At 69.1% G+C, this 21206-nt stretch carries 15 protein-coding genes and 1 pseudogene; 10 read left to right on the top strand and 6 right to left on the bottom strand.

What is annotated here, in order from left to right:
• Positions 1–891 precede the first annotated feature (891 nt).
• Complete coding sequence (locus tag ACIRD8_RS37245) at positions 892–2514, top strand: cation acetate symporter (protein ID WP_404002058.1); 1623 nt, start codon at positions 892–894, stop codon at positions 2512–2514.
• Positions 2515–2540: 26 nt separating this feature from the next.
• On the opposite strand, the gene ACIRD8_RS37240 is transcribed toward ACIRD8_RS37245, so the two are convergent.
• Complete coding sequence (locus ACIRD8_RS37240) at positions 2541–3365, bottom strand: TetR family transcriptional regulator (RefSeq protein ID WP_404002056.1); 825 nt, start codon at positions 3363–3365, stop codon at positions 2541–2543.
• Between the two features lie 240 nt (positions 3366–3605).
• Between ACIRD8_RS37240 and ACIRD8_RS37235 the strand changes: the two genes are divergently transcribed.
• The 5 genes from ACIRD8_RS37235 to ACIRD8_RS37215 all read left to right on the top strand — a co-directional run bounded on the left by ACIRD8_RS37235 (position 3606) and on the right by ACIRD8_RS37215 (position 11629).
• Positions 3606–5873 carry a CocE/NonD family hydrolase gene (locus ACIRD8_RS37235; RefSeq protein ID WP_404002053.1) on the top strand — a complete coding sequence of 756 codons (2268 nt, stop codon included), beginning with the start codon at positions 3606–3608 and terminating at the stop codon, positions 5871–5873.
• Positions 5874–5991: 118 nt separating this feature from the next.
• On the top strand, positions 5992–6543 hold the full coding sequence (locus tag ACIRD8_RS37230) for a nuclear transport factor 2 family protein (protein WP_360373805.1): 552 nt from the start codon (positions 5992–5994) through the stop codon (positions 6541–6543).
• A gap of 188 nt (positions 6544–6731) precedes the next feature.
• Positions 6732–7955 carry an acyl-CoA dehydrogenase family protein gene (locus ACIRD8_RS37225; RefSeq protein WP_404002050.1) on the top strand — a complete coding sequence of 408 codons (1224 nt, stop codon included), beginning with the start codon at positions 6732–6734 and terminating at the stop codon, positions 7953–7955.
• A gap of 226 nt (positions 7956–8181) precedes the next feature.
• On the top strand, positions 8182–9078 hold the full coding sequence (locus tag ACIRD8_RS37220; RefSeq protein WP_404002047.1) for a dioxygenase: 897 nt from the start codon (positions 8182–8184) through the stop codon (positions 9076–9078).
• A 181-nt stretch (positions 9079–9259) separates the two neighbouring features.
• Positions 9260–11629 carry a SpoIIE family protein phosphatase gene (locus tag ACIRD8_RS37215; protein ID WP_404002061.1) on the top strand — a complete coding sequence of 790 codons (2370 nt, stop codon included), beginning with the start codon at positions 9260–9262 and terminating at the stop codon, positions 11627–11629.
• Between the two features lie 39 nt (positions 11630–11668).
• On the opposite strand, the gene ACIRD8_RS37210 is transcribed toward ACIRD8_RS37215, so the two are convergent.
• Positions 11669–12946, bottom strand: coding sequence for an acyl-CoA dehydrogenase family protein (locus ACIRD8_RS37210; protein WP_404002044.1), 1278 nt, complete (start codon positions 12944–12946; stop codon positions 11669–11671).
• An 884-nt stretch (positions 12947–13830) separates the two neighbouring features.
• Here ACIRD8_RS37210 and ACIRD8_RS37205 point away from each other — a divergent pair.
• From ACIRD8_RS37205 to ilvC, 3 genes are all read left to right on the top strand, one after another.
• On the top strand, positions 13831–14352 hold the full coding sequence (locus ACIRD8_RS37205; protein ID WP_358672352.1) for a nuclear transport factor 2 family protein: 522 nt from the start codon (positions 13831–13833) through the stop codon (positions 14350–14352).
• A 365-nt stretch (positions 14353–14717) separates the two neighbouring features.
• On the top strand, positions 14718–15413 hold the full coding sequence (locus ACIRD8_RS37200; protein WP_404002041.1) for a hypothetical protein: 696 nt from the start codon (positions 14718–14720) through the stop codon (positions 15411–15413).
• 247 nt (positions 15414–15660) lie between these two features.
• A complete protein-coding gene (ilvC, locus tag ACIRD8_RS37195; RefSeq protein ID WP_404002039.1) occupies positions 15661–16659 on the top strand; it encodes a ketol-acid reductoisomerase in 999 nt (332 codons plus the stop codon).
• Positions 16660–16881: 222 nt separating this feature from the next.
• On the opposite strand, the gene ACIRD8_RS37190 is transcribed toward ilvC, so the two are convergent.
• Both ACIRD8_RS37190 and ACIRD8_RS37185 read right to left on the bottom strand, forming a co-directional pair.
• Positions 16882–17889, bottom strand: a complete 1008-nt coding sequence (locus ACIRD8_RS37190) for a hypothetical protein (protein ID WP_404002038.1) — start codon at positions 17887–17889, stop codon at positions 16882–16884.
• Positions 17890–18213: 324 nt separating this feature from the next.
• Complete coding sequence (locus ACIRD8_RS37185; RefSeq protein ID WP_404002035.1) at positions 18214–18906, bottom strand: hypothetical protein; 693 nt, start codon at positions 18904–18906, stop codon at positions 18214–18216.
• Between the two features lie 115 nt (positions 18907–19021).
• On the opposite strand from ACIRD8_RS37185, the gene ACIRD8_RS37180 reads away from it, so the two are divergent.
• Positions 19022–19672, top strand: coding sequence for a TetR/AcrR family transcriptional regulator (locus ACIRD8_RS37180; RefSeq protein WP_404002032.1), 651 nt, complete (start codon positions 19022–19024; stop codon positions 19670–19672).
• Positions 19673–19794: 122 nt separating this feature from the next.
• On the opposite strand, the gene ACIRD8_RS37175 is transcribed toward ACIRD8_RS37180, so the two are convergent.
• A complete protein-coding gene (locus ACIRD8_RS37175; RefSeq protein WP_360365191.1) occupies positions 19795–20862 on the bottom strand; it encodes a magnesium and cobalt transport protein CorA in 1068 nt (355 codons plus the stop codon).
• Between the two features lie 4 nt (positions 20863–20866).
• Positions 20867–21206 (bottom strand): annotated as a pseudogene (locus ACIRD8_RS37170) (hypothetical protein); the annotation flags it as partial.

Here is a 21206-nt window from a genome sequence, read left to right as displayed (position 1 = left end):
GGCCTGCTCGGCCCAGAAGCCCAGCCTGTCCGCCTCGGCCTGCTCGTACGCCTCCACTGTCACGTTGGCGTTCGCGGCCAGATCGGCAGGCGGTGCGAACCGCCGCTCCTCCTTGGCGAGGCTCGCGATCGACACACCGTCACCGGCTGCCTCAGCGACCCGTGATGCAGACATATCCGCTCACTTTCTCCGTCGACTCCATGCTTGGGCTCTCCCGTGCGAGGCGCGGACCACGGCCGACCTGGCCCCGGTGGAATGCGGTGCCTCGCCCCGGGCCCGCCGGCCCCGTTTCGGCCGGAGGCCAGGAGTGCGGCTGAGGCTTTCGGTGGAGCGACGTCCCGCACGGTGTGAGTGGTCGTGCCTCACGGAGTTTCGCCAGAATGGCATTGGTGTAAATGTAGCGTGTATTCAGGTATCAGTCCAGGGTCATGGGCCGCCCGCTCATATGTCTTTGGCATATGCAAGGTCACGAGATCGCTTCTGCCTGTCACCGGGTCTTGGCACTGATGCCCGTCAGCCTCCATGCTGACGCCAGGCCGCTGCCCCCCGTGGGCGTCGCCTCCTCCTGCGCCGACGGCAACCCCGCGCGCACTGCCGTACATTCCAGCGGCCACGCCGCTTCTCTTCGCCTCATTCACCGCCGCGTACATCGCTGCCCTTCGGCACCGATCGCAGGCTCTCGCGCCGGCCGATCTCCGGTCGGCTCCCCCTCGTGTATGCAACAGGAGCATTCATGAATCCCTCCCGGCATCCACTCTTCGAGGTGAGGTCCGGCTCCGCGCTGTCACCTTGTCAGGAGCGGGACGAGCATCGCCAAGCCGCCTCCCCGTGCCTGGGTGTGAGGCACCGAAGACGGCGACTCTCGCCCTCCGGGTACGCAGGGGGTGGGCGATGACCGGCCCGGCCGGACAACTCGCCGCTGGGCAGGCCCCCGGGGCCCTGCCGCTGGCGGCCTTCCTCCTGGTCGTCTGTCTCGCCGTGCTCCTGTACCTGCTGTACGGAGTGGACGCCGATGGCGCCAGAAACGTCTACGTCGCCGGCAGGTCCCTACGGCCGCTGCCCAACGCCCTCGCGCTCACCGGTGATTACATTTCGGTGGTCACCCTGCTCTCCGTCACGGGTTCGGTGGCACTCACCGGGTTCGGTGGCATCGCCTTGGCGGTCGGAGGGATCGGAGCGCTCGGGGTTCTGCTGTTGCTCGCCCGACCGCTGCGCACCGCCGGCCAATTCACTCTCGGTGACACGTGGGATGCCCGCTTTCCCGGTGCCGCCGCGCGGGTGGCGGGTACCGTCGCGACGCTCTGCTTCTGCCTCCCGCTGACGGTGGTCCAACTGGTGGTGGCCGGCTCCGCCGTCTCCTTCCTGCTCGGCCTGTCCGACATCGGGCCGGCCGCGCAGTTCTGCACCGCCCTCATCGGCGGGATCATGATCAGTGCCGCGTCCGTCAGCGGGATGCGGGGCAACACCGTCCTCCAGGTGATCAAGACCGTCGTGCTGCTCCTCGCCATGACGGTCCTGGCGGGGCAGGTGCTGGACGAGTTCGGCTGGAATCCCGGCCGCCTGCTCGACGCGGCGGGGCGCGGGAGCACCGATCCCGGACATTTCCACCTGGGAGGACTCCTCCGCGGGGACGGACCTGCGGGGAGCCTGTCGCAGATCTCCGCACTGGTCACCGTGGTTCTCGGTGCCGGAGCGGCCCCTCACATCCTGATGCGTCTCAAGGCCGCCGACGACGTGTCCGCGCGCCGCACGGTCACGTACTCCATCGGCCTGGTCGCCGCCTTCTCCGGGCTGGCGATCCTGCTGGGCCTGGGTGCGACGGCGCTCATCGGGGTGAAGAGTCTTGCGGCCGCCGACCCGGAGGGTCTGGCCGCAATCCCGATCCTTGCTCTCCAGCTGGCTGCCGACGGGTCCAGCGGTGGCGCGATTCTCGCTCTGACGGTCTCGATGATCTTCCTCACCAGCCTCACGGTCGTGGCGGCCCTGACCCTCTCCTCGGCGGCGTCACTGGCACACGACATCTTCGGCCGTGGACGGTCGATGGCGACGGAGATCAAGCTGATGCGCTGGTCCGGCGCGATCGTAGGAGCGCTGGCCGTGATGCTCGCGGTCGTGCTGCAAGGGAGAAACGTCCTCGCCCTCTCCCATTTCGCCATCGCGGCCACAGCGGCGGCCATCCTGCCCTCGCTCGTCCTCGGCCTGTTCTGGTCGGGTTACACGCGCGCCGGCATGCTCTGGAGCGTCTACGGGGGCATCGGCTGCTGCGCCGCGCTGCAACTGTTCGGGCCGGCTGTTTCGGGAAGCCCCGACTCGGTCCTGCCCGATGTCGACTTCGCCTGGTTCCCGCTGGACACGACAGGCCTGGTGTCCGTTCCGGTGGGCTTCCTCCTCGGGTGGGTGGCGAGCCTGGCGTCGAGATCGTCCACGAGCCGCACGACCCACTCGGGGGATTCGGGTGAGGAGGAGGGAGTCTGGAGCGGCTTCGCACCGCCGCCCCCGCCGCCCCGGATGTGACACGTGCCGAACGGCGCCGAATGGAGTCAGGCAGCCCCGTCCCCGGAAGGGGGCGGGGCCACGGCCCGGAGAAAGGCCTGCGTGAACGCCTCGATGGTCTCGTCCGCCGTGGGAAGGTCCGCCGCGGCCACGCGGTTCGTCACCGGGCGCAGCAGAAAATGCAGGAAAATGGGGCTGGTCATCTGCTGCGTGAGCAGGAGCGGTGGCATGTCGCGGATGCGGCCGGCAGCGGCTTCTCCGGCGAGCCATGCCCCCACGCCGGCCAGCAGGCGCGGAGTGACGCTCCGGAACACCATCTGGACGTTCTCGTCACCGGGGCGGGCGAACACCTCCGCAAGGAGAGCCGGCAGAACGCGGGGCTCCCGCTCGAGGGCGTCGGCCAGGAGCCGGTAGAGCCGACGGACGGTCTCCTCCAGGTCGTCGCTCCGTCCGGCCAGGACGGTCTCCATGTCGACGATGGGGCTGTGGCGCTCGAACACCGCGCGCAGCAGTTCGTCCCGCCCGCCGAACGTCGCGTAGAGGCTCGGCACGGAGCACCCCGCCGCGGTTGCCACCCGCTCGAAGGTCACCGTCCCCAGCCCCTGCTCGCTGATCAGGGCGGCCGTGGCATCGATGGCACGTTCCCTCACCGGCTTCCGCCCTCCCGGTTCGACGCCGGCGGCCCGCAGCGCCTCGTCCAGGGCCTGACGGGTGCCGCCGAGCCGGCGCAGGAGCGTGCTGCGGGAGACTCCGGCTTCCTGGGCGATGTCGCGCACGGTCACCTCCGCCGCAGGTACGCCTCGCGCATCCGCGGCCCGGAGGGTGGCATCGACGATCTCCTGAGGGACAGGAAGCTCTCCGCTACTTGACATACCTCTTAATCTACGGTGTATTCGAGTATCAGTCCAGCAGGCTTCGAATTGCCCAGGACATGCGGGGTCTTGTCCCGAAGGCCTCATGGGCGATGCGGCCCCTCGGCAGAGCGGACAGGGCGACGTGGACAGTCGCCGACCGCCACAGCTGTCACGAGTTTCTCTCGACACGGCTTTCGCAGGGCGTGGTTCCGGTCAAGGCGGACCATGCCGGCGCTCCAACCCCGAAAGCAGACGATCATGCTGCGTACAGGAAGGTTCGCAGGCCCCATCGCAGGGCTGCGATTCGAGACTCCCACGTGTGCGGGACTCACGGACCAGGACGGGACTTTCGCCTACCGGGACGGCGAAATCATCGCCTTCTCGGTCGGGTCCGTCCTGATAGGCGCCGCGCGAGGCGCCGCACGCCTCACCCTTGCCGACATCGTCGCGAGGGTCGCCGGGAATCCAGGCAAACTCGCCGATCCGGGCCTGACCAATATCGCCCGCTTCGTGTACTCGCTCGACAGGGACGGTGACCTGGACGGCGGGGTCACCCTGACGCCTGGCATCCACGCTCTCGTGGGCGACCGGGTCATCAACTTCCGTAACCAGACGACCCTCGCACCGGGGCCGGCCGACCTCATCCAGGCATTCACGGACGATCCGGCCGTCACGAGGCTGCTCGACGATCTGAACCGGGCCAAGGTCTTCAGGGACGCCACGCCACGTACCCTCACCTCGGCAGCCGCGGCGCGCAACGAGGTGCGCCGGAACCTGCTCGGGATCCGCCGCTACCGGGACGTCAAGATCCCCCTACGGAACGGCTCGTTCGTCTACGCCGACGTCTACCGTCCGGACCACGGCGATCCGGTCCCGGTCGTCATGAACTGCGGTGTGTACGGCAGGGCGTTCGTGCACCACACCATCTGCGACGAGCGGGACGCTGAGCGGCACGAGGTGATGGAGGAGCGGTACTTCTCCGGAAATCCCGACGGATTCGAGTACGAGAACCACGAAAGCATCAACACGGCGACATGGATCCCCCGGGGTTACGCCCTCGTACGCGTCGACAGCCCTGGGGCGGGCAAGAGCCCGGGCACCCTCGGCATCTGGGGGATCGACGAGGCCGAGGCGTTCTACGACGCGATCGAGTGGGCAGGGGTGCAGCCCTGGTCCAACGGGAACGTCGGGCTGTGGGGCATGTCGTACTACGCGGTCAACCAGCACGCGGTGGCGAGCCTTCGACCGCCGCACCTCAAGGCGATGATCGCCATCGGCACGGATGCAGACCTCTACGAGGAGGTCATCTACACCGGGGGCATCCTCAACGAGGAGTTCTTCCCCTTCTGGTTCGAGAAGGGGATCGTGCCCGCGATCTGCGGCGAGGTCGACGCGAAGGACTTCCTGGCGATGGCCAGGGCCAATCCCTTCAAGGACTCCGACCCTTCAGCGGTCTTCGGCCCGCGGTCCGAGGTCCTGATGAGTCCGGACCTCAGCGAGGTGACGGTGCCTCTCTGGACGGTCGCGGTGACGACGCACCCCGCCCACTTCCACCAACTCGGAAGCAGCGAAACCTATCTGAACACTCCCACGAAGAACAAGAAGATCGACTTCTGGGAGGACTGGTTCATGAAGTCGTACTCCGCCGCGGCGGTCGACGAGCACGTGGCGTTCTTCGACCACTGGCTCAAGGGAATCGACAACGGGATCATGGACGAACCACCCGTACGCCTGGAGATACGGACGGGGCGAGGTGCGTCGTACCTCCAGGAGGAGCAGGAGTGGCCGGTCGCACGCACCCGGTACGTCAAGTGGTACCTGGACGCGTCGCCCTCCGACCTGGACGGACGCATCCCCAGCGAGAACACGCTGCGACTGGCGAACACGGTCCCCGAGGCCGAGCGGTCCGTGACCTATTCGGCCCAGGTGGACCCGGAGGCCCCCGTGGTGCCGCAGGCGCCGGCCGCCGGGGAGAACGCCATGACCATCTCCCCCTGCCGCCACGGCGCCACCTTCATCAGCGCGCCGCTGGAGGAGGACACGGTGCTCGCCGGCTACAGCAAGCTCGTGGTGTGGGTGGCGTCCACCAGTGAGGACATGGACCTCTTCGTGGCTCTGCGCGTCCTGGACGAGGAGAACAGAGAGGTCGACTTCAGCGGACCGGCGGTCATCCCCGGCGTCTCCACCCATCTCTATCCGCTGTCCAAGGGCTGGCTCAAGGTGTCGCACCGCGCCCTGGACACCGAGCGGTCGACCGACTTCCGGCCGAAGCACACGCACCTGCGCGCGGACCACGCCCCGCTGCGGGACGGCGAGATCGTGCCGGTGGAGGTGGAGATCATCCCGAACACGGGCCTGGTGAGGAAGGGCCACCGCATCCGGCTCGACATCCAGCCGTACACGGGGGTCGGCCACGGCAACCGGCACGCGTACGACGCCTTCAGTCACGACGGCGCGCAGAACACGATCTTCACCGGCCCGGGGCATCCGAGCTATCTCCAACTGCCCGTGCTGCCGCCCCGGTGACGGCAGCGGCAGCAAGAAGTGGCGGAACAGCGTGCGCCGGCCGCGCCCCGTTCCGCTCGACCGTCACCGCACCACACACCGTCCTGAGCAGTCGTGAACTTGGAGTGGGGAGAAGCTGATGAACATCGAGGAACTGAGCGCCCGGGCGGAGATCCACGACGTACTGATGCGCTATTGCCGCGGCCTCGACCGTGTCGACATGAGCCTGGTCCGCGGTGCCTTCCACCCCGACGCGTGGATCCAGTTTCCTGAAAGCCTGCATATCGGCCCGGTGGACGGCTTCGTGGAGTTTCTCGCGGGGGAGATGCCGCGGTTCGTCCGGACCATGCACTTCCTCGGTAACAGCCTCGTGGAGTTCGACGGCCCCGACGCCGCCCACGTCGAGACCTACTTCCAGGCCGACCACCAAGGCTCGGAGAAGCACCAGTGGAAGGGCGAAACCGTCAAGCTGTGGGCGCGGTACCTCGACAGGTTCGAGCGGCGGGACGGGAAGTGGCTGATCGCGCGGCGCGGAATGCTCGTCGAATGGATGTACAGGTACCCGGCGGACGGGTGGTTCGATGATCACCCCGACGCATCGGTGGGACGGCGTGACGGAGGCGACCCCAGCCTCCGCAGGGTCGGTGGCTTCGGCGGGACGCCTCTGACCGACCGGGCATGGCCCTCCTGACCTGAGGTATTCCGGCGCGTGCAGAGCGTTGTACCGCCCCTTCTCCGTCAACAGTCAGCCACGCGCGTTCAGCCGACGCCCGGTCCACGGGACACAGACACTGCGTCGGCTGGGTTACAGAACCGTTTCGACCATGCCCGGCCGCCGGGGACCGCATCCGCTGACGGGCGACCCAGGAGATCATGACGATGACAGCCAGGACAGACACCGATCGGCCGCAGGCCCAGAAGATCCTCGCCCGCCTGGAGGAGCTGCGCCCCTGGCTCCGCGAGCACCAGGCCGAAGCTGAGCAGCAGCGCCGCATCCCTCAGGACACCATCGAACGTCTCGACGCGGCCGGCCTGTTCGCTCTGACCACGCCCAGGCGGTACGGCGGCGCGGACTTCACGACGCGCGAACTGCATGACGTCTACCGGGTGCTGGGCGCGGGGTGCGGGGCGACGGCGTGGATGGTGTGGGCGGCCGCGGGAGGCAATCTGTGGAGCTTCTCCTTCGCCGACGACGTCATGTCGCCGGTGTACGCCTCGCCGTGGACCGGTAACCACACCTTCGCGGTCGGGGGCACCAGCCGTCGCATGTCGGGAGCGGCCAGGCGGGTCGACGGCGGCTGGATGGTCCAGGGCGCCTGGCCGTTCGCGACAGGAAGCGTGCACGCCTCGCACGGCTTCCTCGCCGTCTTCTACGACGAGACCGACGACGCGAAGGTCGGCATGGTGCTCGTACCGAAGGAGGAGCTCGTCGCCCGCGACGACTGGGACGCGATGGGCATGGCGGCCACAGGCAGCCAGACCGTCGCGACCGACGGCGAACTCTTCGTCCCGGACGAGCGCTTCAGTACTCCTCAGCAACTCAATGCCCACATCGCCGATCTCACGGAGCAGGGGCTGGGGCCGCGACGCGGAGGGCTCGCCCGCTCGCTCGTGACGGGCACGGGTGTGGCACTCGGAATGGCCGACCACGCCATGGAGGTGTTCCTCGGAGGAGTCGGAAAGCGCAGCATCCCCTACTCGCCGTACGCCAGGCAGCTCGACGCCCCGATCACCCACCTCACGGTCGGCCGCGCCCACGCCCGGATCCACGCGGCGGGCCTGGTGGCCGACGCCGCGGTGGCCGAGCTCGACCGGCTCGACGCCGCGGGGGCGGATCCCACGGAGCGCGAGGTCGTCCGCTTCCACACCGACGTCGCCTACGTCTGGGACGCCTGCAGCGCCGCGGTCGAGACGCTCTTCCGGGCGTCCGGAGCCTCGGCGATCATCAAGCGCCAGCCGCTGCAGCGGATCGCCCGGAACTGCCGTGCCGGCAGCCTGCACGCGGCCCACAACATCGATACCTGGATGGAGACCATGGGCCGGGAGTTGTGCGGGGTCGAGGCCGGTCCCGCCTCGACGAGCGTGCTCGAACGGCGGTCGTAGGACAGCGACGCCGGTGGCGGTGCAGCACGCCGACGCCCTCGAACCCGCACCGCCCGATGCGGGCCCGGACGGTGGCAGGTCCGGCATGCCGGCCTGGCACCGGCGACCCGCCGCGGGCAGGCGGCGGGTCGCCGGTGTGCCCGGCGCAGCTCCGACGGCCCGCCCACACCTGACACGACAGGAGCATGAACGTGACCCGCCCCCTGCGAAGCCGGATCTCGCACCCATGACCGGCCGACCGGCCGTCGGTCCGGACCACAGCCGCGCGGACGCCGTGACGGTCAGCGTGCTCTCCGAGATGAACGCACCGGACCCACGCATCGGCCGGCTCACCCAATCACTTGTCATGCACGTGCACGCCTTCCTGGTCGAGAACCAGGTCACCTGGGAGGAGTGGCTGGCCGGGCTCGACTTCCTCGCCCGCGTGGGGCAGTGGACGACCCCCGCTCGTAATGAGCTCCTCCTCATGTCGGACACCACGGGCAGTACCACGCTGCTCAACGCGTTGAACCGTCACCGACCGACGCCGGACATGCCCGCAACGCCGGAGCATCCCCTTCTCGATGACGCACCGCGGCGCCCGATGGGCGAGGTGCTCGCCACCGAGGCGCAGTGGGCGGGTGGCGACTGGACACGCGTACACGGGCACGTTCTCGACGCCGAGGGGCACCCGGTGGCCGGCGCCCGGATCGGTCTCTGGCAGGCCCATGGCGCGGGGGAGTCGTCGAGCCCGCCGAGTGGTTCGCGAGCGCTCCTCACCACCGGCCCCGACGGCGCCTTCTGGTTCCGCACCGTCAAGCCCCGGAGCTACCGCCTGCCCACCGACGGCCCGGGCGGGGAGTGGCTGCGCGCCACCGGCCGTCACCCCGTACGTCCGGGGAACATCCTCGTCCGCGTCGAGGCCGAGGGCCACCATCCCCTCACCAAGCGCCTGTTCGCCGCCGACGATCCCCTTCTCGCACTCGACGTGTCCTTCGGTGTCGCCGACGGCCTCGTGCTCGACTTCCCTCTCGACCAGGACCCGGTCGCGATAGAGGCCAACGGGATGCCCGGCCCCTACTTCGAGGTCGGCTGCGACCTGGTACTGACGCCAGGCACACCGATCCACGAGGCCGAGGCATGATTCCGCACATCGCGCCCGACCGGGATCGTGGAATGCATATAAACTGGATCTATACTGACTTTCCAGGTCAATGATCGATCACGTCTCCCGAGCGCGGTACGGGAACACCGCGGGAATGCGAAGGGCCCGGCGTCGCGGCATGACGGGGTTCACCGACCCGATGGGAGGCGGTGACGGCATCATGGGAGTGAGCAGAGCGGGAGACCGCGCGCCGCCGACCGAGGTGGTGGCTGTGCTGATCGATCGTCGTGGTGTCGTGACAGGCCTGTCCCGAGCCGCTGAGGACCTTCTGGAGCAACAGGCCGCGGAGGTCCTGGGGCGGTCCGTCCTCCGGCTGCTGGCCGAGCCCAGCTCCGCCGACCCCACCGGCGGGCTGCCGGACACGGGTGAGATCAGCCTGCTGCGCGGCTCCGGCGGGACGATCACCGTCTGCTACCGCGCCGAAATGCTACGGAGCCCCGAGCCGACACTGATCCTGGCCGCCCCGGCGGACCAGGCTTCTGAGGCACAGGGGGACGGCGCCCTGTCGCGAGCCCTGCTCGGCCAGGACAGCATCGGTTTCGTCCTCCGTGACACCGATCTCGCGGTGGTGCAGGCCAACGTGAGGCACGGCGCGTTCGCCGGACCGGGTCTCCCTCAGGGCAGCCGTCTGGCCGACGTGATGCACCCGGCTGACGCGGCCGACGTCGAAGTGGCCCTGCGGGGCGTCCTGGAGACGGGCGTGCCCCTGGTCGCGAGCGAGCAGCGCGTGAGGTCCGCCCGGCCGCCGCGCGGCGACTGGTCGTTGTCCGTCTCCGCCGTACGGACGGAGGACACGCAGGGGAGGCCCACAGGCGTCGCCGTCCTGTTCACCGACGCCACGGAGCACTGGGAGGCCGAACGCCGACGTGAACTGCGCCATCGTGCGTCGGCGGACGTCGGTGGCACGCTCGACGCGAGCACGACGGCGGAGGAGATCGTCGACACGCTGGTGCCCGACTTCGCCGATCTCGCGTGGGTCGACCTGGCCGACGCGGTTCTCAAGGGTGACGAACCGCCGAAGACCTTCGGCGGGGGCGATCTCCACCTGCGCAGGGCGGCGGGCCGTGTCGCGCACGGCCCGTGGCCGGCCGGCATGCTCCGGTTCGGCGAACCGGTGCCGCCCTTCCCTGATCTGCCCATGATCCGTGACCTGCAGGAAGGCCGCACCATCGTGACCGACCGGGCCACCCTGGAACGTGGTCTGGCCGATCCGGCCCATGTGCGACTCGCAGCACCCGACGGTGGTCACTCGATGATCGTGGCCCCGCTCTTCGCGCGCGGCCTGGTGCTGGGAGCTGTGGTCGCCTGGCGCATCGATCGGACCGAGCCCTTCGACGAGGAGGACGCGGCCCTCTTCACCGAGATCGCCGCTCACGCGGCCCTGGGCGTGGACAACGCCCGCCGCTACACCCGTGAGCAGCGTGCCGCCGCCGCCCTCCAGCAGCGCCTGCTGCCGCAGACACACACCTCCACCCGGGTCATGGAGACGGCGGGCGCGTATCTGCCCGCGGGAGGCGGAGCTGAGATCGGTGGCGACTGGTTCGACGCAATCGAGCTCCCCTCGCTCCGGACCGCCCTCGTCGTCGGAGACGTGACCGGCCATGGACTCCACGCCGCTGCCACCATGGGGCGCCTGCGTACCGCCGTGCAGACTCTGGCGGATCTGGAACTGTCCCCCGACGAACTGCTGGCCCATCTCGACGACCTGGTGACCCGGTTGGCCGGCGAGGCGGATCCCGCACACCGCGACATGGTGGGCGCCACCTGTCTCGTCGCCGTGCACGATCCGGTCACCGGACGCTGCACCATGGCGGCGGCGGGTCACCCGCCGCCGATCCTGGCCGTGGCGGACGACCGTGCCGTGCCGGTGGTCGTCCGCCCGGGGCCGCCGCTCGGCGTCGGGGGCCTGCCCTTCGAGACGACCGACGTCGACCTGCCCCCGGGCAGCATCATGACCCTGTACACCGACGGCCTGCTCCAGCGGTACGGGCCCGACATCGACAGCTCCACACGTGACCTCGCGACACGGCTCACGGAACTCCGGCGCCAGGAGGACAGCCTTCCTGCGCTTGCCCAGGCCCTGATGAACGAAGCCGGCGGGCCACCGCAGCCCGACGACGCCGCCCTTCTCCTCGCCCGTACCTCCGCGCTGGAGGCGGACGCCGTGGCCTGCTGGGACTTCCCGGCCGACCCGGCGGCGGTGGCCTCGGCGCGAGCGGCAGTGGCCGGGAAGCTGGCCGAATGGGGACTCGAGGAGCAGGCCTTCGCGACCGAACTGATCGTCAGTGAACTGGTCACCAATGCCGTACGGTACGCGGGCGGCCCCGTGGGCCTGCGCCTGATCCGCGTCGATGTACTCCTGTGCGAGGTCACCGACCCGAGTAACACCCAGCCCCGCATGCGCCGCGCCCGCACCACCGACGAGGGCGGTCGCGGGCTGTTCCTGGTGGCCCAGCTCAGCCGCCGCTGGGGGAGCAGGTACGGAGTGAGCGGCAAGACCATCTGGGCCGAGCAGGAACTGTCGGGATGAGGGCCGGTCCGGCGAGGGCGGGGAGCCGCCCCGCGCCGCTCAGGCCTTACCCGGTGCGACCGGGGCGAAGCGGTCGAGAGTCGTGATCCCCGCGAACTTGTGCGGCTGGACTCCGGCCATCAGCCTGCCGTAGTTCTCGGACAGAGCCTCGAGGTTGAGGGCGCCGTGCAGTGTGATGACACGTGCGTCGCGCCAGGCCCGCTGGATCGGCTCGCTCTCCATGATCGCGGTCGAGCCGGAGTTCCTCTGGATGAGCTCGATCGCCTCCGCACACCACTTGGCCGCGTACGCCGTCTCGACGAGGACCCGGGCACTGAACATCTGCATGTACTCCGGATCGGCCGGCGTCCCCGCGGCGGCGAGCTCTCCGAGCCGGTCGGTCTCCTCGGCATTGGCACGAGCCGTCAGGGTCGCGGACTGGATCTTGGAATGCACCTCGGCGAGCATCAGGTGCGTAGAGGGCGCTTCCAGCTGGTTCTTGTACGTGGTGCCGCGGATCGGCCGGCCGGCGGAGCGCTCGAGGAACCTCTCCAGCGCGCCGTGCGCGAGGCCGATGGACATCCCCGCCATCAGACTGAAGGCCCAGCCGAGTGAGGGCGCCTTCCACAGGGAGCCCTTGAGGCCGTTGTCGATCGTCCCGCCTGCGATGTGACGGAAGTCGACACAGCGATGATCGGGCACGAAGAGTTCGTCGCCCACGAGGGTGAGAGAGACGCTTCCGGTGGCGCGCATTCCGGCGACCTGCCAGTCGTCGAGGGAGCGCAGCTCGTCGCGCGGAACCTGAACGGCCAGGAGGTAGGGGCCGTCGCCTTCGTCAGCGATGCAGCCGAGATTGGTGAAGGGCGCCCAGAGGGAGTCGCTTCCGAACGTCCAGGGGCCGCCGGTGATGACCCAGCCGCCCTCGACCCGCTGTGCGCGCCCCTTGGAGGCCGGGAAGTGGCTCGAGCCGGCGACCCTCGGTCCCACCCACTCGGATCCGTAGACCTCTTCGACGACGCGCGCACCCGAACCGGCGGGAATCCAGTTCGTGGAGGCTCCCACCCACACGCTCCATCCGCATGAGCCGTCCCACTTGGAGACCTCGGAGATGACGTCGAGCTGCTCCCGGACGGTCAATTCGTAGCCGCCGAACTCAGCAGGGCTGCCGATGTCGAAAGCACCGGTGGCGTCCAAGTCGGCGATGGTCTCGTCCGAATGGCGTCCGGCGCGCTCGGCGTCGAGCGCACGCTTACGCAAGGTGGGTCCCAGTGCGCGGACCCTGGTGAGGATCGACGCCAGTGCCTCGGACGTGTCGTGCGTCGCAACCATCGTGGTCATCTCCTGTGCTTCGTTCCTGTGGGTGGAAGGCCGGGGTCTGCGACGCCGGGTGTGATCGGAGCCCGGTGTCGCGAGGCCACGACCGGAGCTATGGGCTGCCGTGGCCGGTCGGGGCGCCTCCCGCGGCGCAGACCGTGTCGTGGAGGTGCTCCGCGTGGCCACCTGAACCAGGGCGGCCGTACGGCTACGGTCGGACTCGTCGCGATGGGGCGCGCATGGTGGTGTCTCAGGGTGCGTCTGCGCCACCCTCGGCCTGGATTATGAGGTCCGGTTCTGTCGTAGGGCCCACCACCGGCACCGTAAGAGAAGGTACGACAGAGTGTCAACATTTTTCTACTGGTTGATCAGGTCCTGTTCATCGCGTGCGGGTGAGGCGCGGTGGTGTCCGGCTCGCCAGGTCGCCTGCTTCTCTACTTCTCATGCGTGCTCACGGCTGGGTGGGCGTCGGGCGAAGCTCGTGGGTGCCGATGGTCCTCCGGTCGTGCACCCGGGGGCGCTGACCGTTCGGTCCGACGCAAAGTGTTGACAGGTCTGTCGTAGCTCCTGATGATGGTCCCCATCTCCGCCACTCGCTCCGGCCCTGGGCCGTTGTGCGGGAAAGGTGCAGCCCGGGTGCCGGGCGGCCGAGGTGGACGAGCCGAGAGTGACATCACCCACCGCCCGGTCAGTGTGATGGCACCCGCCGGTGAGTGCGGACGCCGAGCTGAGGAGTGTGCGTCCGGTCGGCGAGGTGCGATCCCCTTCAGCGTTGCCTCCCTGTGCCGCGAGGCTGGTTCGACCGGCCTCGTCGCGAGCGGCCGGCCCGGAGGCGACGCGATGTAACCACTGTGCGGCGGGCTGCGGTCTCGGCCGGCATTCGCTTACAGACGACGAGGAGCGCAAGCATGGCTGAACACGACAAGGCCGCGATCATCGAGGTCCTGAACCTCTACGGCCTCGCACTCGACGCTCACCAATGGGACCTGTTCGACCGCGTCTTCGCGGAGGACGTGACGGCGGAATTCGGCCCTGCCGGGAACGCATGGACCGGCCTCGCCACCTTCAAGCGCTCCTTCGCGGAGTTCCACGAGAGCCTGACCGGTCATCAGCACACGATGATGGGCCATCTGGTGCACGTCGACGGCGACAAGGCCTACGCCTTCAGCTACGGCAACTGGCTTCTCGTGCGCGAAGGCGCCGAGGGCGGTCCGACCTGGCAGGGAACCGGCTGGTACGACGACGAACTCATCCGCACCGACGAGGGATGGCGCATCCGGCACCGCGTCTGCCGGCTGATGTCGTGGACCGGCAATCCCTCGGTGCCCGAGCCGAACGCCGAGCACCACCCCGACATGAAGACGAACGTGCTGCGCGAGCACAGCGAGGCAGGGAGGGTCGGCTTCCTCAAGGCCATCCAGGCCAAGTAGGAGACCGGCGCGCGGGCCCGAGCCGGCCGCCGTACCTGCCGACCGAAGCCAAGGGCGGCGGTCCTGGTGCCCTGTCCCGGCTTCGCCGGCGTCTGGGTGCGGGCGGCTCGGCGACGGCCGGACGTCAGGGGCGAGGCGATCGCCATGTCGCGGAGGTCGTCCGCGCACCGGCGCCGGGCCGCCTCGTCGGTGGGGCGGTCCTGGCGGATCGGGTGGTGGAAGAAGGTGCCGAGGGCGGTGCCTCCACCGCGACGCGCAAGTCGTATCGACCCCATCACCGCGTCCGAATCCTTGACAGGAATCGAGCGCGCACTTCTACTATTGCGAATGTGAGTCCACGTTCGCATCCCAGTGAGGTTCTGAGAATGACTGACAGCCCTACTTCGGCACCGGCAGACGTGACACTCGTTTCAGGGCCGACCGGCGCTGGGAACATCGACGACTTCGAGCTGTTCTACGCACGCCGAGCGCTGGGCCGCTTCCGTGCGCGGCTGGGCCGGCAGGGCCTGCTCGACCTGTTGGCCGCGGACATCGACGAAGGCAACGCCTTCCTGCGGGAGAGCGCCCAAGCCTCGGGCGGCAGCTTCGCCGGGGGCACGACGGTGCTCTCGACGAAGGGCCTCGGGGCGGGTGAGTTCGTGGCCTGGATGGACAAGGCGTTCGCCGACGAGGAGGTGCTCCTCTCGGCACAGCCGGAGCACTACGTGATGGTCGGCCAGGCGAACGGCTCGGTCCACGTGGTGGAGAACGTCGGCCCCCACATCTGCTCCTTCTACCTCGGGGACTGGGCAGCGGAAGCGATGGCCTGGGCCGAGGACGCGGACGAGCTGCTCCCGAAGGCCGATTTCCCGTACAAGAAGGCCACGAACCTCTTCCTCTCCGACGGTACGGTCGTCGGGCGGGTTCTGATCCAGTTCGGCGAGACCGACGAGGGCTTCACCTCGAGTCTCACCGTCTACCTGCCCACGTCGTGCCCGCGGGACGTCCTGGAGCACCACCTCCGGCACTTCGCCGTGGAGTTCAGGAACTGGATCGTCGCTGCCGCGGCGGCTCACAGCTGACCGTGTGACGGGCTCGGGCCTCGCGTCCCGGGCCCGTCACCCACACGCTGTGCCACGACGGCACGTCCCCCTGGGGCCGAAGAGGCGATACGGGCCTGGCAGGGCGATCCGATCGTTTCGCCCGCCAGGCCCGTGACTTCGGGACAATCAACCAGGGGCGGCCTTCGAGTGCGCCTCGGATCCCCCTTTCTTTCCGCTCGCCGGCATGCGGTGGGACGCAACACCTGCACACCAAGGAGAAGACCCAGTGGCCGAGCTGTTCTACGACGACGATGCCGACCTGTCCATCATCCAGGGCCGTAAGGTCGCGGTCCTCGGTTACGGCAGCCAGGGGCACGCCCACGCGCTGTCGCTGCGTGACTCGGGTGTCGACGTCCGCGTCGGTCTGCACGAGGGCTCGAAGTCCAAGGCCAAGGCCGAGGAGCAGGGCCTGCGCGTGGTGACCCCGTCCGAGGCCGCCGCCGAGGCCGACGTCATCATGATCCTCGTCCCGGACCCGATCCAGGCCCAGGTCTACGAGGAGTCCGTCAAGGACAACCTCAAGGACGGCGACGCGCTGTTCTTCGGCCACGGCCTGAACATCCGCTTCGACTTCATCAAGCCGCCGGCCAACGTCGACGTCTGCATGGTCGCCCCGAAGGGCCCGGGCCACCTGGTCCGCCGCCAGTACGAGGAAGGCCGCGGCGTCCCGTGTCTGGTCGCCGTCGAGCAGGACGCCACGGGGGAGGCTTTCCCGCTGGTCCTCTCGTACGCGAAGGGTATCGGCGGCACCCGTGCCGGCGTCATCAGGACGACGTTCACCGAGGAGACCGAGACCGACCTGTTCGGTGAACAGGCCGTCCTTGCCGGGGGTACAGCCGCCCTGGTCAAGGCCGGTTTCGAGACGCTGACCGAGGCCGGCTACCAGCCGGAGATCGCGTACTTCGAGTGCTTCCACGAGCTGAAGCTCATCGTCGACCTCATGTACGAGGGCGGCTTGGAGAAGATGCGCTGGTCCGTCTCGGAGACCGCCGAGTGGGGCGACTACGTCACCGGCCCGCGCATCATCACGGACGCCACCAAGGCCGAGATGAAGAAGGTCCTGGCCGAGATCCAGGACGGCACCTTCGCCAAGGCCTGGATGGCGGAGTACCACAACGGTCTGCCCAAGTACAACGAGTACAAGAAGGCCGACAGCGAGTCCCTGCTGGAGACCACCGGCAAGGAGCTCCGCAAGCTCATGAGCTGGGTCGAAGAGGAGGCGTAAGCCGTCGTCCGAAGGTCACCTGGCTGCGCTGCCAGGGGCTTTGATCCGCCGGCGCGCCCGAACGGCGGCGGCCGGCGTCCGGGCTTGTGTTCTTCGCTCACCTGCACACCGCCCACACCGTGGACCGGCATTCGTCCTTACGACGGCCATCGTGCGAGCGCTGACCTCGAGCGCGACAAGCGGGTCCGTGTCGCCTCGCGGGAGCAGTTCCCGGCCTTCACTTCAGGCAATGGCGGCCGTGGGGGCGGTCTCGGGCTGAGGGGAGGCCGGGCGCCTGCCGCGCCGGTCTGCCAGGAAGGCGAGGGCGATACCGAAAGCGACCCAGACGGCGAGGGTGAGGGTCGGAAGGCCGGCACCTGCGCTGTCGAAGAAGCCATTGGTGCGCAGGAGGCTGCCGGCAGCGCCCGGGGGGAGTAGTTGGCCCAGCGTGGCCCAGCCGTCGGGGAGCCAGTGGGGGCCGGTGGCGATACCTGAGAGGGGATTGCCCAGGAGCATCATCAGAGCGCTGCCGAAGGCGAACCCCGCCATCCCGAACCGGGCTTGGAGCCCCAGGAGGGTGGTGGACATGGCGGCCATGCCGAGGATGACTCCGAGGGCGGACATCCCGTAGTCGCCCTCGATCGAGTGTGTGGCGAACCGGAGGACGGCGGCGACGACCGCGCCCGCCGCGACGGAGAAGAGCAGAGCCCCTGCGATGCGGGTGCGCAGTCCACGGTGGCCCGGGAAGAAGCTGCTGAGTATCAGGGCGGGGAAGATGCCGCCGAAGATCATGGGCATGAGCGCAGAGGTCAGCCCTGTGCCCCGGGGATCATCCTCGGTGAAGGGCACCAGGTCGTGAACGGATGCCTCCTTGGTGTGCTGTGCGGCGACGGTCTCACCGAGCGCCGTCACGGCGCCGGTCGCGGAAGGGGCGCCGGCGGTGGCGGTGTACACGTCGACGCTCTGCTCGGTGACGGCGATCCCACCGGCTATATCGCGGCTCTCGACCGCGGACCGGATGTCCGCCGGCGTCTCGTAGACGCGGACGTCCCACGCGCCCTCGTCGATGTGCTGCCGGAGGTCGCCCACGGTCGGCTGTGCCCCGGTGATGCCGATGGGGACATGGTGCGGGCCACTGTGGAGCGAGGGCAGCGCGAACGCGCACAGCATCGTGGTGATCAGGGCTGCCAGCCCGAGGACGACCAGGACCAGCTTGCGTTTCGTGCCGGGCGGCGTGGAGTGCTTGGGCATCGTTGAGTCCTTCTGTGCTTCCTGCAGTGCGCGGAGAGGGCGGAGCTCTGTCCGGGGTGGGGCGGTGGAGACGGCGGGACGAGTGCCGCGCACCCGAGTCCCCGTACGCTGAAGCACGGTCCGGGCCGCCCTCATCGGCACGCTGTTCGGGCATTCACCGAGAACATCCGGTCGTACGACCGTGAGATGAAGGCGCGATGCCGAGTCCAGGCGGCCTTCCAAGCCCAAGATCAATCGCACCGGGAGGGGCCGGCCTGTCGGGCCCGGCACCCGCTCATGCGGTCGGCAGCCTCGCGACTGCCGACCAGATGTCGGGCCGAAGCCTCAGGCCTGGGCAGCCGCGGCGGCGACGATCCAGTTCCTGAACTCGACGGCGTAGTGCCGCAGATGGTGGTCCAGGACCTCGTCCGGGCAGGAGACGGGGAAGTAGACGGTCAGGTTCGCCGTGAAGCCGTCAGTGGTGTCACCGAACTGGATCAGCGCCCGCCCGACCACCGTGCCGTCCGCCAGGAACAGGTTCGAGGACATCTTGCGAGGAAAATCGGACTCGGGGAGAAGCTCGTCCGCGTCCGCGGCCCAGGCCACTGCGTCCGATCCCCAGCCACCCATGTAGAAGGAGGAGACGTGGGGGCCGATGTTCTCCACCACGCGCGCGCCGATCTCATCGGTGCCCATTACGTAGTGCTCGGGGTGCGACGCGAGAAGCGCGCGCTCGTCGCCGGCGAACGCCTTGTCCATCCAGGCCAGGAACGCACCCGAGGTGAGGCCCTTCGTTGCGAGCACGGTCGTTCCCCCCTTGAAGCGGCCGTCGGAGGTGCGGGCGCTCTCGCGCAGGAAGGCGTTGCCCTCCTCGATGTCCGCGGCGAGGAGGTCGAGGAGACCCTGGCGGCCCAGAAGCGTCCGGAAGCGGTCCACGGCGCGGCGGGCGTAGAACAGCTCGAAGTCGTCGATGCTCCCACCGGTGGGGCCGGACTCGAGGGTCACCGTCACGGGCGGTGAGATCTGGTTGTCGGTCATGGTCGAACCTCCACGTAATATGTGAATGCGAATCCACATTCGCATTATGAGGATACCCAGAGGTGTGGACCACTTGTCAAAAGAACCCGCCGAGACCCCCACTACGATGCTGGACATGACTGAGGAGCCCGACCGCCCGCTGAGCTACCGGCAGCCCCAGCAGGCACGCAGCGCCGCGACACTGGCTCGCGTCCTGAAGGCCGCTGAGGAGATTGCCGCCTCATCCGGCCTGGAGGAGATGACGATGACCGGCGTCGCCGAGCGCGCCGGCGTCTCCGTCGGCACGATCTACCGCCGCTTCGAAGACAAAGAACAGCTGATCACTGCCCTGACCGAGCGGATGCTGGAACGCCGCGAGGAGTACATGGCCGAGCGGCTGCGCGTGGCCGAGCCCTCACTCTCCGGCGTCCTGGACGCCTACGCACACGCCCTGCTGGAATCCTTCGCCGACAGCAACAGCCTCTTCCCCGCGCTGCTGCGCGCCGGGAGGAACAGGACCATGGACCGCGGGGCCCACACGATCACCGAGATCCACCGACTCCTGCTCGAAGCGGCGGCTCCCTATACCGGGCATATCCAGCGCCCCCACCCGCAGGAGGCGCTGGACACCACGGCCCGCGCCGTCCTGGGTGCCTGCTTCCACAACTCGGTGCGCCCCGACCCCGTCACGGGCGAGGCTGCCAGGCGCCGCTATGCCGACGAGCTCAGCGACATGGCGATTGCCTACCTGCTCACCCCCGACCGCAGGGGCGCCGCCCAGGGCTGAGCGGCTGTTGCCGACCGGCGTACGCTCGTCTCCGCAGCAGAGCTGTAAGCCTTCGAGCCGTGGCGGCGACGGAGCGGCCCCGCGCGTAGCTGTTCCTGCTTGAACGGGCAGGAAGCGGGCACTCAAAGCCAGCGGCGCCATTTGAAGACGCCCCAGAGCCCCACTCCGAAGCCGATCATGAGCGCGACGGCGAACGGGTACCCCGCCACCCAGTGGAGCTCCGGCATGTGATCGAAGTTCATGCCGTAGATGGAGGCGACCAGTGTCGGGGTGAAGAGGATCGCCGCCCACGAGGAGATCTTCTTCACCTGCTCGCCCTGCTCGATGGTCTCCTCCGCCAGGCGGCGGCTCTCCTCGCCCTGGGCGAGGCTCGCGCTCGACATGCGCCGCATGGCCTCGTTCTGCTCCACCGTCACCAGTGTGGAGTGGACGGTCAGCGCGTTCTCCAGCAGCGACCTGGACCCGTCGACCCGTTCCGTCACCCGGATCGTGTGGTCGAGCACGTTGCGCAGCCGGTTCTGGATCTCGTCGCCGGTGCCGTACCTGCCGGCGCCACGGAGCAGGCCCTGCACCATGTCCGGCAGCGGACCGATCGCGCGCTGCAGCGCGATCACCTGTGCGAGCAGCCGGTAGATCCGCTCCGAGAGTGCGGGATCGGCGTTCCCCTCCCCGAAGAGGCTGTCCTCGACCTCGTCGATGTCGTTCACCAGCCCGGCGACGACGGGCGCGTAGCCGTCGACGACGATGTCGAGAAACGCCGTGAGCATCGCCTCAGGTCCTGTGCTGAGGAACTGCGGCTCGGCCTCGAGGGCGTCGCGGGCCACCGACAGGTCCGGCACGGCGCCGTGCCGGACGGTGATGACGAACTGCGGGCCGACGAAGAGGTGGACCTCGCCGAAGTCGACGCGCTCGTTCCGGTCGTCGTACGAAGCGGGCCGCAGTACGACGAACACGGTGTCGCCGTATCGCTCGAGCTTCGCGCGCTGATGTCCCTTGTGGGCGTCCTCGACGGCCAGTGGGTGCAGGCCGAACCGGACAGCGGCGGTCTCGAGATCATCCGGACCGGGGTCCATCAGCCCGATCCAGGCCACGCCCCCCGACCGCTCCAGTTCGTCGGCGGCGTCCTGCAGGTCGGGCGGGCAGGTGGTGGGGCGTCCTCGGACGTAGATGCGGCCGTCGATCGCCGTCATCGCCCTACTCCTTGCCGTCGGTGGCCGGTGGTGTCGGGACCAGCACACTCTGTACGGCGGGCCCGACGAGCGCGACCAGCGTCTCACGCTCCGCCCCCGTGAGCGTCGGGACACCGACGATGCCTCTGCCCACCATGAGCCCGACCAGCATCGACGACACGATGCCCGCCCGGAGCGTCGCGCCGTCGACTGCGCGTGACGCGATAGCGTCGACGAGCAACCGCTCCTGGAGGAACTCGCGCAGCTGCGTGTTCGCCTGCTCGTTGACGATCGCGCCGCGGAGCATCGCCATGAGCGGCTCCGAAGTCCGGGCATCGACTTCCCACACCTCGATGAAGGCACGC

It is taken from the genome of Streptomyces sp. NPDC102451 (assembly GCF_044765485.1).
In the GTDB taxonomy this organism is placed as follows: domain Bacteria; phylum Actinomycetota; class Actinomycetes; order Streptomycetales; family Streptomycetaceae; genus Streptomyces.
This window is presented reverse-complemented; position numbering and strand designations above follow the sequence as displayed.